Genomic DNA, 14,123 nt, shown 5'->3' with positions numbered 1-14,123 from the left:
TCCGGCCGGTGGGCCTGGTCCTTCTCCAGGAGCCGGGAGACCCGCCCGGCACCGGGCCAGGACGAGGCCGCCGTGCGCGACCTGACGCCCCGGCTGGACGCGCCGACCGCCCGACGCTCCGCGACGACCTGCGCGGCGTCATCGTCACGGCGCCCGCGGCCCGCGGCGACGCCGGGTACGACTTCGTCTCCCGCTTCTTCGCCCCGGCCCGAGGGATCCCGGAGGACCCGGTCACCGGCAGCGCCCACACCGCGCTCCGTACTGGACGGCCCGGCTGGGCCGTGACCGGCTCGCCGGCCTCCAGGTCTCCGCCCGCACCGGCCTGGTCCGGACGGCCCTCCACGGCGACCGCGTCCACCTCTCCGGCACCGCCGTCACCGTCCTCGACGGGACCCTCCACCTCCCGGGCGCGTAGCGGCCCCGGGCCTCGCCGGGGCGTCGCACCGGCGGAGAATGCCCGGGTGACAGACCTGACCCTCAACCTCTGGCGGCAGCCGCTCGGTGCGGTGCCGGAATCCGTCTGGGACCGCACCGACCTGACCGTCCTCATCCTGGCCGAGACCGGCCTGACCGAACTGCCGCCCGCCATCGGACGGTTGCGCCGTCTCCGGACCCTCGACCTCGGGCACAACGCGCTCACCGCCGTGCCGGAGGAACTCGGTGAACTCACCGCACTGCGCGACTTCCTCTACCTGCACGACAACGCGCTCACCCGGCTGCCGGACGCCCTCGGCCGGCTCGGCGCCCTGCGCTACCTCAACGTCGGCGAGAACCGGATCGGCGAACTGCCGGACGCCCTCGGTGGGATGACCGCCCTCGTGGAGCTCCGGGCCCAGCACAACCGGCTCACCCGCCTGCCGGACACCCTCGGCCGGCTCGGCGCCCTGCGCGAACTGTGGCTGCGCGGCAACGCGTTGACCGCTCTGCCGCCGTCCGCCGCCGGACTCGCCGCGCTGCGCGAGCTCGACCTGCGGGACAACGCCCTCACCGAGATCCCTCCGGTGCTCGCCGGGCTCCCGCTGCTGCGCCGGGTGGACCTGCGGAGCAATCGCATCACCGAACTGCCGCACTGGCTGGCCGGATTGCCGGCCCTGGAGAAGCTCGACCTGCGGTGGAACGACGTCACACCGCCGCCCCGGCTGCTCGCCGCCCTCGGCGAGCGGGGCTGCGCGGTGCTGTACTGAGGACGCCCGCTCCCGATCGGCTCCGGAGCGCGGGCGAGCACCGGAAACGGATCGCCGGGAGCGCCGCCGCCCTGTTACCGTGGGAGGCATGAAGCGCGCTGCAGCCGTCCTGACGACGACGCCGGAGAGAGTCCCGGTGCGCTGACTGCTGACCTAGTCCGAAGCCCCGGGGCCGAGTGCCCCGGGGCTTCGTCGTTCCCGCCCACTCGGCTCAGGAGCGCCGCCTGCGGAGAGCCCCCGCAGGTGCCACCCCGCAGACCCGAGTGGAGACCGCCACCATGCACGACCACCGCCGCCTCGGCCGTGAACTCGACCTCTTCGACACCGACCCGCTGATGGGCTCCGGCCTGCCGTACTGGCTGCCCGGCGGCGCCGCCGTCCGGCACACCCTGGAGGAGTTCGTCCGGGGGTACGAACAGCGGGCCGGCTACCGCCACGTGTACTCGCCGGTGCTCGGCAAACGCGAGCTGTACGAGATCTCCGGCCACTGGTCGCACTACCGCGACGACATGTTCCCGGCGATGGAACTGGGCGCCGAGCAGGTCGTGCTGCGCCCGAGCCTCTGCCCGCACCACGCCCTCATCTACCGCTCCCGGGCGCGCAGTTACCGCGACCTCCCGCTGCGGATGGCCGAACTGGGCGGGATGTACCGGTCCGAACCGTCCGGCGTGCTGGGCGGGCTCACCCGGGTCCGGGCGATCCAGCTGAACGACGCCCACATCTTCTGCACCCCCGAGCAGGCGGCCGACGAGGCGCTGGCCGCGCTGGAGCTGATCCGCGAGGCGCACCGCGCGCTCGGGATCCGCCCCGTCCGCTACCGGCTCTCGCTGCCCGGTGAGGGCGGGAAGTACGTGGCCGACCCGGCGCTCTGGGAGCGGGCCACCGCGCTGCTGACCGAGGTGCTGGAGCGGTCCGGCGTGCCCTTCGAGGCGGTCGAGGGGGAGGCGGCGTTCTACGGACCGAAGGTCGACGTCCAGATCGCCGACGGCGCCGGTCGCGAATCCACCCTCTCCACCGTGCAGATCGACTTCCACCAGCCGGAGCGGTTCGGCCTGCACTACATCGGCGCCGACGGGGCCAGGCACCGCCCGGTGATGGTGCACCGCAGTGTCATCGGCAGCGTCGAGCGGGTCGTCGCCCATCTGATCGAGGTGTACGGCGGCGCGTTCCCGGCCTGGCTGGCACCCACCCAGCTGGTCCTGCTGCCGGTCTCCGAGGGGGAGGCCGACCAGGCCGGGCGACTGCGGCAGCGCTGCCTCGACCAGGGGCTGCGGGCCGAGGTCGCCGGGCCCGAGCACGGCACCCTGGGCGCCCGGATCCGGGAGGCCCGGCTGGTCCCGTACCAGGCGGTGATCGGGCCGAGGGAGGCGGCCGACGGCCTGGTGGCCCTGCGCCTGCGCGACGGCCGCCGGCTCGCCCCGATCCCCGCGGACGAGGCCCTGGCCCGGATCCGGTCCCTGGTCGGGGCGGGCAGCCCCGACCTGTGGGAGCCCGCCCCGGCCGGGGAGTAGCCGGCCGGCCGGGGGCGGCGGTCAGTAGGACTGCAGCTCGATCAGGTGGCCGTCCGGGTCACGGAGGTGGGCGGTGCGCAGGGTCGGGCCCCACGCGGGGCGGTCGGTGGCTTCGGCCGCCACGCGGGCGCCGTGGCGGAGGCAGAGGGCGAGCGCCTCGTCCACGTCGGTGACGCGGACGGCCAGCATCGCGGAGTCCTGGGCGGCCGGCGGGCGGGGCGGGAGCCGCTCGGTGCCCAGGGCGGCGGCCATCATCGCGCGGTCGTACAGCGCGAGCACGGTCCGGCCGTCGGCCTCCCAGTTGGCGTACGGGCCCGCCGCCTCGCCCTTGACCAGGGCGGCGCCGGTGAGCGGGGGCAGGACGGCGCGGTAGAAGGCGAAGCACTCGGCGAAGCGGGAGACGAGCAGGCGGGTGTACAGGGCATCCACGTCGGGACTCCTGGGCTCGGGGCGGCGGGCGGCCCACCGCAATTAGTAGGTGCTGACCCACTATAGGGCCGGACCCTAGACTGATGGGGTGACCCCCGAGAGCTCCACCCCGCCCACCCTGCTGAACCTCAGCACCTACCTGCTCTCCCGGACCGGCAGGGCCGCACGGAGCCGGCTGGCCGAGCGGCTGGCCGGGCGCGGCCTGCGGCTCTGGGACATGGCGGTGCTCGCCGCACTGGCCGACTTCGGGCCGCACGCCCAGCGCGACCTGGTCCGGCGGCTCGGCGTGGACCCCAGCGACATGGCCAAGGTCGCCGACCGGCTGGCCGCCGCCGACTGCGTCGAGCGCATCCGTGACACGGCGGACCGCCGGCGCGTCTCGGTGAGCATCACCGGGACGGGCCGGGCGGTCCTGGCCGAACTGGAGGCCGAGGCCCGCGCGGTGCAGGACGAGATCCTCGCCCCGCTCGACCCGCGGGAGCGGCGCACCCTGCACGACCTGCTGCGCCGGGTCCACCACGACCTGCCGGGGGCGCTCTGAGAGCGGGCGGGCCGGCTCCCGGTCGCTTCCGCTCGCTCAGCCGAGCGGCAGCGGGCGCCGGGCGCCGACGAACTCGGCCGCCCAGCGCGGGTCTTCGAGGACACCGGGCAGACGGGTGACCAGGGTGCCGGTGCGTTCGGCGTGGATCATCGCGCCGTCGCCCGCGTGGACGCCGACGTGGTGCAGCGGCGCGTCCGCGCGCGAGAAGAACAGCAGGTCGCCGGGGAGCAGGTCAGCGCGGGCGACCGGCTCGGAGCGGTGGTACTGCGCGACGGTGTAGTGGGCGAGGTTGACGGCGCCCCCGCTGGCGCGGTACCAGCTGTAGAGGGACAGCCCGCTGCAGTCGAAGCCGACGGTGTGCTCGCCGAGGCACCGGCCGTCGAGGTAGCCGTTCTCCTCGTCGCAGAACCCGATGCCCGCGCCCAGCCGGTCGCCGCCGCCCCAGGCGTACGGCACGCCGATCTGCGCGGCCGCCACCTCGGCGACCCGGCGGCCCAGGGCGGCCGGTGGCAGCGGCGCCGCGGCCGGTGCCGCCCGGGCCGCGACGGTCGCGAGGACGGGTACGGCGCTCGCGCCCAGGGCGAGCCCCAGGATCCGGCGGCGGCCGACACCGCGGCCGGGCAGTCGAAGCACCATCGCGGAACCCCTTCGTTCGGTGGGGCACCAGGATCGCCGTCCGGCGGGGCGACCCGCCATCACCCGCACCGGTGAACCGGGAGTGCGGGGGCGCGGCGGGAGGAGCGGGCGGCGGTTAATGGTTTGACCGGCGATCAGGCGGCTGTCGAGGATGGGGAGCAGACATCCGTTCGACCTTCGGAGCCCCCATGAGCGGTACGGTCCGGCTGATCCGCAACCACCGGCTCACCCAGGCGGTGGACTACGCCTACGCCGCCTCCGTGGACGCGCCGGTGCGCTCGCTCTGGCTGGCGGGCGCCTGTCCGCTCGACGCGGAGGGGCGGACGGTCGCGGTGGGCGACTTCGGAGCCCAGGCCCACCAGGTCATGCGCAACCTGATCACCGTGCTGGAGGACGAGGGCGCCGCCCTGACCGACCTCGTCCGGACCACCGTGTACGTGGCCTCCTCCCGGCAGGAGGACCTCGTGACGGCGTGGGAGGTCTACCGCTCCTACCTGGGGAGCCACGACGTGCCCAGCACCCTGCTCGGCGTCACCGTCCTGGGCTACACCGACCAGCTCGTCGAGGTCGAGGCGGTCGCCGTGCTGTCCTGAGCGACCGCCCCCGTGGCGGCGGCGCGCCGGGGTCAGCCGGCGGCGAGGAGCTCGTCCAACTGCTCGTAGCCCTCGATCACGCCGCGGTCCATCCCGCTCGCCATGATCGCGTCGCGGGTGGCCAGGCTGTCGACGAGGGAGAGGGAGCTGACCCGGGTGCGGCCTTCGCCGACCGGCTCGAAGACCACGGTCTCCAGTGAGACGCCGTCCGGTACGCCCTCGAAGGTGAAGGTCTGGACGAGCCGGCTGTCCCGGCGGACTTCGTGGAACGAGCCGTAGAAGGAGGCGATCACCTCACTCGCCGGCCCGGCCCCGTCCCCGGCCAGTGCGGAGTAGCGGTAGCTGCCGCCGGTGCGGGCGTCCCAGGTGTCGATCTTCATGACCCGGTCCCTGGGGCCGAGCCACCGCGCCACCAGCTCGGGCTCGGTCCAGGCGCGGAACACCCGGGACGGTGGGGCGTCGAACTCGCGGACGATGCGGATGACGGGGAGTGCCGGGTCCGCCTCGATCGTGGTCCGGCGGTCGTCGCTGGAGGTCATGACGCTGCTCCTTCGTGCTCTTCTTGTCCTTCGTGCTCTTCGTGCACTTCGGGGGATTCCGGGGCCGGGACGGCCGCTCCGGGCTCGTCGCCGTCCTCCATGGCGGCGAGGACGGCGTCCAGCCGACCGAACCGCTCCTCCGCCTGCCGGCGGTACCGCTCGATCCAGACCGTCATCAGATCGAGCACCTGGGGCTCCAGGTGGCACGGCCGGCGCTGGGCGTCGCGACTTCGGCTCACCAGCCCCGCCTCCTCCAGCACCTTGAGGTGCTTGGAGACGGCCTGCATCGACATGGCGTAGGACTCCGCGAGTTCGCCGACCCCGGCGTCGCGGACGGAGAGCCGGGCGACGATGTCGCGCCGGGTCGGGTCGGCCAGGGCGACGAACGCCCTGGACAGCGGATCGGTGGCCATCAGCGCACCTCTGCTTCTCTTCGCAACCGTTTGGTTGAATACGAGGCTACTCCGTGCCGCGCGCTTGTTCAACCAGTGGGTTGAGTAACCGCGAGGCGCGCCCCGGAACGCGCCGAGGGCCTGTGGCGGTCTCCGCCACAGGCCCTCGGGTACACCCGGGCCGGGTCACTCCTGCTTGATCGCCGAGATGTCGAACTCCAGCACCACCTTGTCGCCGACCAGGACGCCGCCGCCTTCGAGGGCGGCGTTCCAGGTGATGCCGTAGTCCTTGCGGCTGATGGCGACCGATCCCTCCAGGCCGACCCGGAGGTTGCCGTACGGGTCCCGGGCGTTGCCGGTGTACTCGAAGTCGATGGTGATCGGGCGGGTGGTCTCCTTGATGGTCAGCTCACCGCTGACCCGGTACTCGGCGCTGTTCAGCTGCTCGACGCCCGTCGAGGTGAAGGTGATCCTCGGGTGGTTCGGGGCGTCGAGGAAGTCGTTGGTGCGCAGGTGCCCGTCGCGCTGCTCGTTGCCGGTGTCGATGCTCTCGGCGCTGATCGACACCCGGGCGGTGGAGCGGCTCGGGTCGGTGCCGTCGAGGTGGGCGCTGCCTTCGAAGGTCTGGAACGCGCCGCGCACCTTCGTCACCATGGCGTGGCGTGCCACGAAGCCGATCCGGGTGTGCGCCGGGTCCAGGACGTAGTCGCCGGTGAGATCGGCCAGCGGGGTCGTCGTGGTCACGGGGATCTCCTGAGGGGAACGGGGGCGGAGCCGGAGGGTCGGAGCCCCGCGGCGCCGGTCGCGCCCGTCCGGGGAGGGCGGCGGGCCGGGCGGGGTGCCCCGGGCCACGCTAGGCGTTCCGCCCCGGTGCCGCATGCGCTGTTCACCCGGACGGGCGGACCGGCCCGGAGGGCCCGGCGGTGCCCGATGCCGAACTCCGGCCCGGTGCGACCGTTCACTACGGGTGGGTCCGGCGGCTCACTCCGAAGCGGTCCGGCGACTCCCGGAGGTCGCGCGGGGGAGCAGGGTGCCGTGTCCTGCCGTGCACCGGCAGATTGGCCAGAACGCGTGTCCCGCACCGGGGTTGACGCGGGTAGCATCCCTGCACCGGCGCTGTCGACCGGTCCGTCCGGCCCCGTCGCCGGCCGGTGGCACCGGCGACGCCGTCCGGACGCGCAGCGAGTGGGGTGACCTCTTGGACGAGGCCGCGGAGCACCGCGCGGACAGCGCCGCGCCGTCCGTGCCGGGCGTCGCCGGGCCGGATGCGCGGGACGTGCCGGACGTGGCGGACGCTGCCCCGCCGGACATGCCGGGCGTGGTCCGCAACGAACTCTCCGTCGGGACGGCGGTGTCGATGTCGGTGGTCCAGGCCGGGCTCGTCATGGGCGGGGTCCATTACCACGTGACGTTCCCGGGTGGCCCCTCCATCGCGCCGCGACTGCCGCCGCCGCCCGACCCGTTCGCCCTGCCGGAAGGGCTGCTCACCGAGGAGCAGGCCCGGGAGGCCTACGAAGCCGCCTGCCTCCTGGAGTTGGAGTGGAGCGGCGGGGACGGGACGCAGAACCTGCCGAGGATCGAGCAGCTCCACCGGCTGGCCGCCGGGGCCGGGAACGCCGACGCGATGGCCCGGTTGGGGCTGATCGTCGAGGGCCGGATGCGGGCCAGGCTGCGCGGGGAGCTGCCGGAGGAGCCGTCGGCCGCCGACGCCGAGCTGGCCATGCACTGGTACCGGAGGTCCGCGCAGCTCGGCAGCGCCTTCGGCGCGCTCTTCCTGGGGACCCTCTACGAGGAGTGGCTCGGCAACCCGAGCGAAGCGCTGCGCTGGTACGAGAAGGCGGCCGACGCCGGTCACCAGATCGCCCGGTCCCGGTACGACGGCCTGCAGAAGCGACTCACGCTCGGGCTCGGCGCGCTGGCCGGCCGCAGGCGTTTCGACGACGGGGAAACGCGGAGCACCGATCGACAGGACCGAGAGGGAGGGCAGCCGGTGAACAACGGGTCGGCTTTCGAGCACTGGCTGGAGCGGGAGTGGCGGGGCAGCGAGGCGATGGCCGTCGCGGCCTGCCTGTCCGCGCTCGCGGACGCGTGCGGCGGCCCGCACGGTGAGTGGGGAACGCTGGACGAGCAGGAACACGGCGTCGTGCTGGCGCACTTCAGTACCCTGCAGCCCACCCGGGTCACCCTCCCGGCCGTCGCCTGTGAGTACCAGGGGAACATCGGGGACGGGAACCTCAGGGCACTGGCCACCCTCCTGCGCAGGAATCCGCGCTCGGCCCCGTCCGCCCGGGAGCTGGCCCCGGTCTGGTGTCAGAAGGTGCGTGAGAACCGGGTGGAGACAAGCGAGTTCACCTATCTCGTCGAGCTGGACTACCACGACTACGACCGGATGAAGGCGCTGCTCGACCTGCTCGCCGAGCGGCTGCGGGCGGCCCCGCCCGAGGGGGACCGGCTCGCCGAGTACCTGCTCGACCTCCGGATGATCTCGGACGAACTGGCCCAGGCGCGCAACCGTGCCGTCCCGGCCTACAGCGGGCCCGACCGGTGGGAGTTCTCGGTCATCCTCACCCCGGAGTACCTGGAGGTGCTGAAGGCGCACTCCGCCCAGTACGCCGCCGACCGGGCGGCTCCCGCGGACTTCCGGGCCTTCTGGAAGCGGGTCGACGACGCCCTGAACGCGGCTCCCGCTACGCCGTTCCCGTAAATCCGGCGGGATCCCGACGCCTCGCGGTGGGCCAGGAGCGCGCCGCGGACCTCCCGATATAGCGGCTCTCGATATACCGCACGGTCGGTTTCCTAACCCCCGAAGCGACCGCCGGGCTGGAGAAAACCGCAGGTTCGGTACGGGATTGCCTGCCGGTTAAGATACGGGCTGTCTGGTTTTGTTCGATCGGTGCGGTGGGCGGGGTGGTCGTGTGGTGCGGCAGGAGCGGGCGGTGCGGACGCGCCGGCTGATTCTGGAGGCGGCGGCATCGGTCTTCGACGAGTGCGGGTACGAGGCGGCGACGATCGGTGAGGTGGTGGCCCGCGCCGGCGTCACCCGGGGAGCGGTCTACTTCCACTTCGCGTCCAAGCGGGACCTCGCCCAGGGGGTGGTGGAGGAGCAGTTCGCCCACGACTCCGTGCCCGAACGCGCCTGCAGACTGCAGGAGTTCGTCGACACCGGCATGGTGGTGGCCCATCTGCTGCCGCGTGACACGGTGCTGAGCGCGGGCGCTCGGCTGTCGCTGGGCCAGGACGGCCTCGGGGACCTGGGCGGGGGCGCCGTCCCCGGGTGGATCGCCCGGTTCGAGGCGCTGCTGACGGCGGCGGGGGAGCGCGGCGAACTGCTCCCGCACGTGGTGCCGGCCGACACCGCCTGGCTGGTGACGGCGGCCTGGGCGGGTGTGCAGGTCCAGTCGCAGAAGCTCGCCGGCCGCGCGGACCTGGAGCGACGCGTCGCGGGCCTCTTCCAGCACCTGCTGCCGAGCGTGGCCGTGCCCGGGGTGCTGGCCTCCCTGGAGATGGATGCCGACCGGGGCGCCAGGGTGGTCGCCGAGGTCGCCGCCGCCCGTGCGGCCGCGGCCTGCTGAGGACCCGTCCGCTGGGGCCCTGGCCGTGTCACGCCGAACCGTACAGCGCGTCCGGTTTGGCGGCTGACAAACCGCTCGTCCCGTTTCTTGCGCTCCGATGCGGGGTCGACGCCGGTCCGGCGCGGGGCCGGACGCGGGGCCGCCACGGCCGTGCCCACCCTCCGGCGGCCGGCCGCCCGGGCAAACCAATGTGCCAAGGATGCGTCGGCAGATCACCGGAGGGGTTACCCGGTGACCATCAGTCACGGCATCGTCGACGCGCGGGAGTTCGGGCGACCGGTGGCGGTCGGCCGGGGTGTCGCGGTGGGGCGGGGACGTCCCACCGGCGGCGCGACGACGGTCCGGCGCGGACCTGGCCGGCTCCCGCGGAACGGGTGACGGACGGCGGCTGTCGCCGGGTCGGTCCCGGCGTGGTGCGGGCGGGCGGAATGGAGGGCCGGTTGGTGCAGGAGAGATCGGAGCGGACGCGCGGGCGTCTGGTCGCGGCGGGAGCGGAGCTGTTCGACCGGTCCGGCTACGCGGGCGCGACGCTCGCGGACATCGCCTCGGCGGCGGGGGTGACGAAGGGCGCGCTCTACTTCCACTTCAGCTCGAAGGAGGAGCTGGCGCGGGCCGTGGTGGAGCACGCCGAGCGGGCGCTGCGGGAGGCCTGCTGCGCGCTGCGGACGGAATCCACGTCCGTCCAGGCACTGATCGACGCGGGCTACTGGCTGGTGGCCTCGCTGGAGTCGGATCCGGTGGTCCGGGCGGCGTTCCGGCTGGGCCGCGAGGACGGGGCCTGGCAGGGCGAGGACGGGCCGGTCGCCGGGGTCCGCGGCTTCCAGGGCGTCTGGGCGGGCGCCGTCCGGGAGCTGCTGGCGGGCGCGCGCCGGGCGGGTGAGCTGCGCGAACGCGCGGGCGGGGTCGGTCCGGAGTCCCTGCTGGTGGCCGCCGCGTGCGGACTGGAGGTGCTGGGCGGCGCGGCGCGCGGCCGGGAGGAGCTGGCCGGCCGGCTGCAGGCGTTCTGGGACTGGCTGCTGCCCTGCCTCGTCCTCCCGGAGGCGGTCGACTCCTACCGGACCGCGGCGCCGCCGGTCGGCTGACCCCGGTCGCGGCGGACGCCGTCCCGACCCCGGTCGCCGGGGACGGAAAGCCCGACGGTCCGCGGGCCGGTGGGGCGGCCTGCCCGCCCCGGCCGTCCGGAAACACCGGCGCCCGGCGGTCGAACGGCCCTGCGGTCGCATGTCAGTGCCGGGAGCCATGATGGCGGTATGAAGGACGCAGCCACCATGGCCTCTCCCGCTGCCCTGGCCTCCCCGGACGCCTACGCCGACGCCGTCTCCACGGCGGTGCGGGCCGCTGCGGCGTACTACGCCGACGGCGCCACCCCGCTCGGCGACGACGAGTACGACGCCCTGGTGCGAGCCATCGAGGCGTACGAGCGCGAGCACCCGCAGGAGGTGCTCCCCGACTCCCCGACCGGCAAGGTGGCCGGCGGCGCGGTCGTCGGGGACGTCCCGCACTCGGTGCCGATGCTCTCGCTCGACAACGTGTTCTCCGCCGAGGAGCTGGTCTCCTGGGCCGAGGGTCTGGAGCGCAGGCTGGGCCGGCCGGTGGCCGGCTGGTGCGTCGAGCCGAAGCTGGACGGCCTGGCGATCGCGGCCCGCTACCGGGCAGGTCGCCTCGCCCAGGTGCTGACCCGCGGCGACGGCCTCGCGGGCGAGGACATCACCCACGCCGCCGACGCGGTGCTCGGCCTGCCCGCCCGGCTCGGCGAACCCCTGGACATCGAGCTGCGCGGCGAAGTCCTGCTCACCCAGGAGCAGTTCGACCACGCCAACGCCGTCCGCACCGAGCACGGCGCCACCCCGTTCGCGCACCCCCGCAGCGGCGCGGCCGGCACCCTGCGGGCCAAGGACCGCGCCTACCGCGTCGAGCTCACCTTCTTCGCCTACGGCGCCATCGGGCTGCCCGACCTCGGGCACGGCGAGCTGCTGGAGCGCCTCGCCGCTCTCGGCGCCAACACCGCCGCCAGCACGGCGGCCCACCCGCAGCGCTGCGCCACGATCGAGGAGGTCGGGCAGCGCGTGGACGAGATCGCCGCGCTGCGCGCCGCCCTGCCGTTCGGCATCGACGGCGTCGTGGTCAAGGCGGACTCCGCCGCCGACCAGGAGCAGGCCGGCTCCGGCTCGCGCGCCCCGCGCTGGGCGGTGGCCCGCAAGCTGCAGGCCCAGCACAAGGTCACCCGGCTGCTGGGGGTGGAGTGGAACGTCGGCCGGACGGGCATCATCGCGCCGCGCGCCGTCCTGGAGCCGGTGGTCATCGACGGTGTCACCGTCACCTACGCCACCCTGCACAACCCGGCCGACATCGAGCGCCGGGGCCTGATGATCGGCGACCAGGTGTTCGTCTACCGGGCGGGCGACGTCATCCCGCGCGTCGAGGCCCCCCTGGTGGACCAGCGCACCGGTGCCGAGCAGCCGATCGCCTTCCCCGAGACCTGCCCGCGCTGCGGTGACGCCATCGACACCACCGAGCAGCGCTGGCGCTGCGTGCGCGGCCGGGCCTGCCAGGCCGTCGCCTCGATCATCTACGCCGCCGGGCGCGACCAGCTCGACGTGGAGGGCCTCGGCGGCACCCGCGCCGTCCAGCTCGTCGAGGCGGGGCTGGTCGCCGATCTCGCCGACCTCTTCACGCTCACCAAGGAGCAACTGCTCACCCTGGAGCGGATGGGCGACACCAGCGCCGACAACCTGCTCGCCGCCATCGAGACCGCCCGCACCCAGCCGCTCAACCGGGTGTTCTGCGCGCTCGGGATCCGCGGCACGGGCCGGACGATGTCGCGCCGGATCGCCGCACACTTCGGCAGTATGGCGGCGATCCGCGCCGCCGATGCCGAGGCGCTGGCCGGGGTGGACGGCATCGGCGCCGAGAAGGCCGCCGTCATCGTCACCGAACTCGCCGAGGTGGCACCGCTGTTGGACCGGCTGGCCGCCCTGGGGGTGGGCACCGCCGTCACCACCCCGACCGCGCCCGTCGCGTCCGCCGACGGCGCGGAGGGGGAGGCGGCGGCCGGTGCGGTGGCCGGCGGTGCGGTGGCCGGCCCGCTGACCGGTGAGAGCGTCGTCGTCACCGGAGCCATGACCGGTCCGCTGGCCGAGCTCTCGCGCAACGCGGTCAACGAGCTGATCGAGCGGGCCGGCGGCAAGGCCTCCTCGTCCGTCTCCAAGCGGACCACCCTGCTGGTCGCGGGGGAGAAGGCCGGTTCCAAGCGGGCCAAGGCGGAGGAGCTCGGCATCCGGATCCTCACCCCGGAGGAGTTCGCCACCCTGGTCGCCGACCACCTCGCCTGAGGCCCGGTCACCCCGCCCGAGGCCCGAGGCCCGAGGCCCGAGGCCCGCGCCCCGGCCGACGGTCTACCGGCCCGGGGCGCGCGGGCCGTCGAACAGCGGGGCGAGCGCCCGGCGCAGGTCCTCGGGCCCGCGGTGGAGCAGCCCCGTCATCCCCAGCCCGGCGGCGTGTTCGAGGCGGGTCACCTCGTGCTGGTGGAAGAAGCGGGCCACGCCGTCGATGTCGCACAGCACGGCGTCGAACGGCGGCTTGTCAGGTGTGGCGGAGGAGCGCATCGGACCTGGATGCCACCGGGTGAGGGCCCTCGCCACGATCCCTTCCGGGTGCGGAGCGTGCGGTAGGGTGGCGGCGCCGAACAGAACCACGACCTCGGGAGGTGAGACCCATTACCGGTACGACGGAGCGGGTGCTCCCCGGGAACAGCTGTGAAGACGTGGCACCGAGCGCGTAGTGGCGCTCTGCCGGTTCGGCGGCGGTCCCTCTCGGGGAGTCCTGGCGGATTGATCTTTCGCCTGTGTCTTTGATGGGGTTCTTCTGTTGTCTGTCTTCTCTTCCGCACTGTTGCGTTCCTCGGTGACCTCCCGACTCCGGGCGGCCGGCTGTGTCTTCGCCGAGGACGAGGCGCGCATCCTGCTCGACGCCGCCGCCACTCCCGCCGAACTCGCGGCGATGGTCCGCTCCCGCGCCCAGGGCCGCCCGCTGGAGCACGTGGTCGGCTGGGCGGAGTTCGGGGGTCTGCGGATCGCCGTCGACGCGGGCGTCTTCGTGCCCCGGCGCCGCAGCGAGTTCCTGGTCGAGACGGCGCTCGGGCTGACGCCCGCGCACGCCCTGGTGGTGGACCTCTGCTGCGGGAGCGGCGCGCTGGCCGCCGCCCTCGCGGCGATGGCCGCCCACCCGGTCGAGGTGTACGCGGCGGACGTCGACGCGGCCGCCGTCCGGTGCGCCCGCCGCAACCTGGCGGGCGCCGGCGGCCGGGTGTTCGAGGGCGACCTGTTCGATCCGCTGCCCGTCGAACTACGCGGCCGGGTCGACGTGTTGCTGGCGAACGTGCCCTACGTACCGACCGCCGACATCGCGCTGCTCCCCGCCGAGGCCCGGGTGCACGAGGCGCGCCCGGCCCTGGACGGCGGCGCGGACGGGCTGGACGTGCTGCGCCGGGTGGCGGGGGAGGCGCCGCACTGGCTGGCCCCGGGCGGGGCGCTGTTCTTCGAGACCAGTGAGCGCCAGGTGCCCGCGGCCCTCGCCGTGGTCGGCGCGGCCGGACTGGACGGCGCGGTCGCCTCGTGCGAGGACCGCGACGCGACCGTGGTGACCGCGACCCGGCGCTGACCGCGGCCCGGCGCTGACCGAGGGCGGCCGGGCGGCCGGGGCGAGGAGAGCCGACCCCGGCCGTCCA

Annotated in this window: 15 protein-coding genes and 1 pseudogene; 10 read left to right on the top strand and 6 right to left on the bottom strand. The window is 74.5% G+C overall.

Annotation, left to right across the window (positions count from 1 at the left end):
• Positions 1-131: 131 nt before the first annotated feature.
• The 3 genes and pseudogenes from ABZ495_RS28430 to thrS all read left to right on the top strand — a co-directional run.
• A pseudogene (locus ABZ495_RS28430) lies at positions 132-415 on the top strand (PhzF family phenazine biosynthesis protein); the annotation flags it as partial.
• Between the two features lie 46 nt (positions 416-461).
• Positions 462-1,184 (top strand): leucine-rich repeat domain-containing protein, encoded by a 723-nt coding sequence (locus ABZ495_RS28425; RefSeq protein ID WP_329485806.1) that lies wholly within the window; start codon positions 462-464, stop codon positions 1,182-1,184.
• Positions 1,185-1,447: 263 nt separating this feature from the next.
• Entirely contained in the window at positions 1,448-2,695 is a 1,248-nt protein-coding gene (gene thrS, locus ABZ495_RS28420) for a threonine--tRNA ligase (protein WP_359838753.1), read from the top strand.
• 21 nt (positions 2,696-2,716) lie between these two features.
• Here thrS and ABZ495_RS28415 read toward each other — a convergent pair whose 3' ends face one another.
• A complete protein-coding gene (locus ABZ495_RS28415) occupies positions 2,717-3,124 on the bottom strand; it encodes a VOC family protein (RefSeq protein ID WP_359838751.1) in 408 nt (135 codons plus the stop codon).
• 88 nt (positions 3,125-3,212) lie between these two features.
• On the opposite strand from ABZ495_RS28415, the gene ABZ495_RS28410 reads away from it, so the two are divergent.
• A complete protein-coding gene (locus ABZ495_RS28410) occupies positions 3,213-3,665 on the top strand; it encodes a MarR family winged helix-turn-helix transcriptional regulator (protein ID WP_359838749.1) in 453 nt (150 codons plus the stop codon).
• A gap of 36 nt (positions 3,666-3,701) precedes the next feature.
• On the opposite strand, the gene ABZ495_RS28405 is transcribed toward ABZ495_RS28410, so the two are convergent.
• Positions 3,702-4,301: a C40 family peptidase gene (locus tag ABZ495_RS28405; RefSeq protein ID WP_359838748.1), complete on the bottom strand. Its 600-nt coding sequence runs from the start codon at positions 4,299-4,301 to the stop codon at positions 3,702-3,704.
• A gap of 188 nt (positions 4,302-4,489) precedes the next feature.
• On the opposite strand from ABZ495_RS28405, the gene ABZ495_RS28400 reads away from it, so the two are divergent.
• On the top strand, positions 4,490-4,894 hold the full coding sequence (locus tag ABZ495_RS28400) for a RidA family protein (RefSeq protein WP_359809103.1): 405 nt from the start codon (positions 4,490-4,492) through the stop codon (positions 4,892-4,894).
• 32 nt (positions 4,895-4,926) lie between these two features.
• Here ABZ495_RS28400 and ABZ495_RS28395 read toward each other — a convergent pair whose 3' ends face one another.
• From ABZ495_RS28395 to ABZ495_RS28385, 3 genes are all read right to left on the bottom strand, one after another.
• Positions 4,927-5,433, bottom strand: coding sequence for an SRPBCC family protein (locus ABZ495_RS28395; RefSeq protein ID WP_359838746.1), 507 nt, complete (start codon positions 5,431-5,433; stop codon positions 4,927-4,929).
• Positions 5,430-5,846: a metalloregulator ArsR/SmtB family transcription factor gene (locus tag ABZ495_RS28390; protein WP_359809099.1), complete on the bottom strand. Its 417-nt coding sequence runs from the start codon at positions 5,844-5,846 to the stop codon at positions 5,430-5,432. Before ABZ495_RS28390 ends, ABZ495_RS28395 begins: the two co-directional genes overlap by 4 nt.
• A 165-nt stretch (positions 5,847-6,011) precedes the next feature.
• The gene (locus tag ABZ495_RS28385) at positions 6,012-6,569 is read right to left on the bottom strand and encodes a YceI family protein (RefSeq protein WP_329485798.1); all 558 of its coding nucleotides are present in this window, start codon (positions 6,567-6,569) and stop codon (positions 6,012-6,014) included.
• A gap of 454 nt (positions 6,570-7,023) precedes the next feature.
• Here ABZ495_RS28385 and ABZ495_RS28380 point away from each other — a divergent pair, with 454 nt between their 5' ends.
• The 4 genes from ABZ495_RS28380 to ligA all read left to right on the top strand — a co-directional run bounded on the left by ABZ495_RS28380 (position 7,024) and on the right by ligA (position 12,729).
• Positions 7,024-8,529, top strand: coding sequence for a hypothetical protein (locus ABZ495_RS28380; protein ID WP_359838744.1), 1,506 nt, complete (start codon positions 7,024-7,026; stop codon positions 8,527-8,529).
• A 232-nt stretch (positions 8,530-8,761) separates the two neighbouring features.
• Entirely contained in the window at positions 8,762-9,397 is a 636-nt protein-coding gene (locus ABZ495_RS28375; RefSeq protein ID WP_359809093.1) for a ScbR family autoregulator-binding transcription factor, read from the top strand.
• Positions 9,398-9,840: 443 nt separating this feature from the next.
• Positions 9,841-10,479 (top strand): ScbR family autoregulator-binding transcription factor, encoded by a 639-nt coding sequence (locus tag ABZ495_RS28370; protein WP_359809091.1) that lies wholly within the window; start codon positions 9,841-9,843, stop codon positions 10,477-10,479.
• A gap of 168 nt (positions 10,480-10,647) precedes the next feature.
• Positions 10,648-12,729, top strand: a complete 2,082-nt coding sequence (gene ligA, locus ABZ495_RS28365) for an NAD-dependent DNA ligase LigA (protein ID WP_359838742.1) — start codon at positions 10,648-10,650, stop codon at positions 12,727-12,729.
• 63 nt (positions 12,730-12,792) lie between these two features.
• On the opposite strand, the gene ABZ495_RS28360 is transcribed toward ligA, so the two are convergent.
• Positions 12,793-13,002, bottom strand: a complete 210-nt coding sequence (locus tag ABZ495_RS28360; RefSeq protein ID WP_359838740.1) for a hypothetical protein — start codon at positions 13,000-13,002, stop codon at positions 12,793-12,795.
• A gap of 298 nt (positions 13,003-13,300) precedes the next feature.
• On the opposite strand from ABZ495_RS28360, the gene ABZ495_RS28355 reads away from it, so the two are divergent.
• On the top strand, positions 13,301-14,056 hold the full coding sequence (locus ABZ495_RS28355; protein WP_359809087.1) for a putative protein N(5)-glutamine methyltransferase: 756 nt from the start codon (positions 13,301-13,303) through the stop codon (positions 14,054-14,056).
• Positions 14,057-14,123 lie beyond the last annotated feature (67 nt).

The organism is Kitasatospora sp. NPDC005748, assembly GCF_040630735.1.
In the GTDB taxonomy this organism is placed as follows: domain Bacteria; phylum Actinomycetota; class Actinomycetes; order Streptomycetales; family Streptomycetaceae; genus Kitasatospora.
Note: the sequence above shows the minus strand (reverse complement) of the source record. Positions and strands in the feature narration are given on the sequence as shown.

Coding starts and splice junctions, on each gene's coding strand:
- ABZ495_RS28390 (WP_359809099.1), bottom strand. CDS start 5,846: ATGGCCACCGATCCGCTGTCCAGGGCGTTCGTCGCCCTGGCCGACCCG.
- ligA (WP_359838742.1), top strand. CDS start 10,648: ATGAAGGACGCAGCCACCATGGCCTCTCCCGCTGCCCTGGCCTCCCCG.
- ABZ495_RS28400 (WP_359809103.1), top strand. CDS start 4,490: ATGAGCGGTACGGTCCGGCTGATCCGCAACCACCGGCTCACCCAGGCG.
- ABZ495_RS28395 (WP_359838746.1), bottom strand. CDS start 5,433: ATGACCTCCAGCGACGACCGCCGGACCACGATCGAGGCGGACCCGGCA.
- ABZ495_RS28405 (WP_359838748.1), bottom strand. CDS start 4,301: ATGGTGCTTCGACTGCCCGGCCGCGGTGTCGGCCGCCGCCGGATCCTG.
- ABZ495_RS28360 (WP_359838740.1), bottom strand. CDS start 13,002: ATGCGCTCCTCCGCCACACCTGACAAGCCGCCGTTCGACGCCGTGCTG.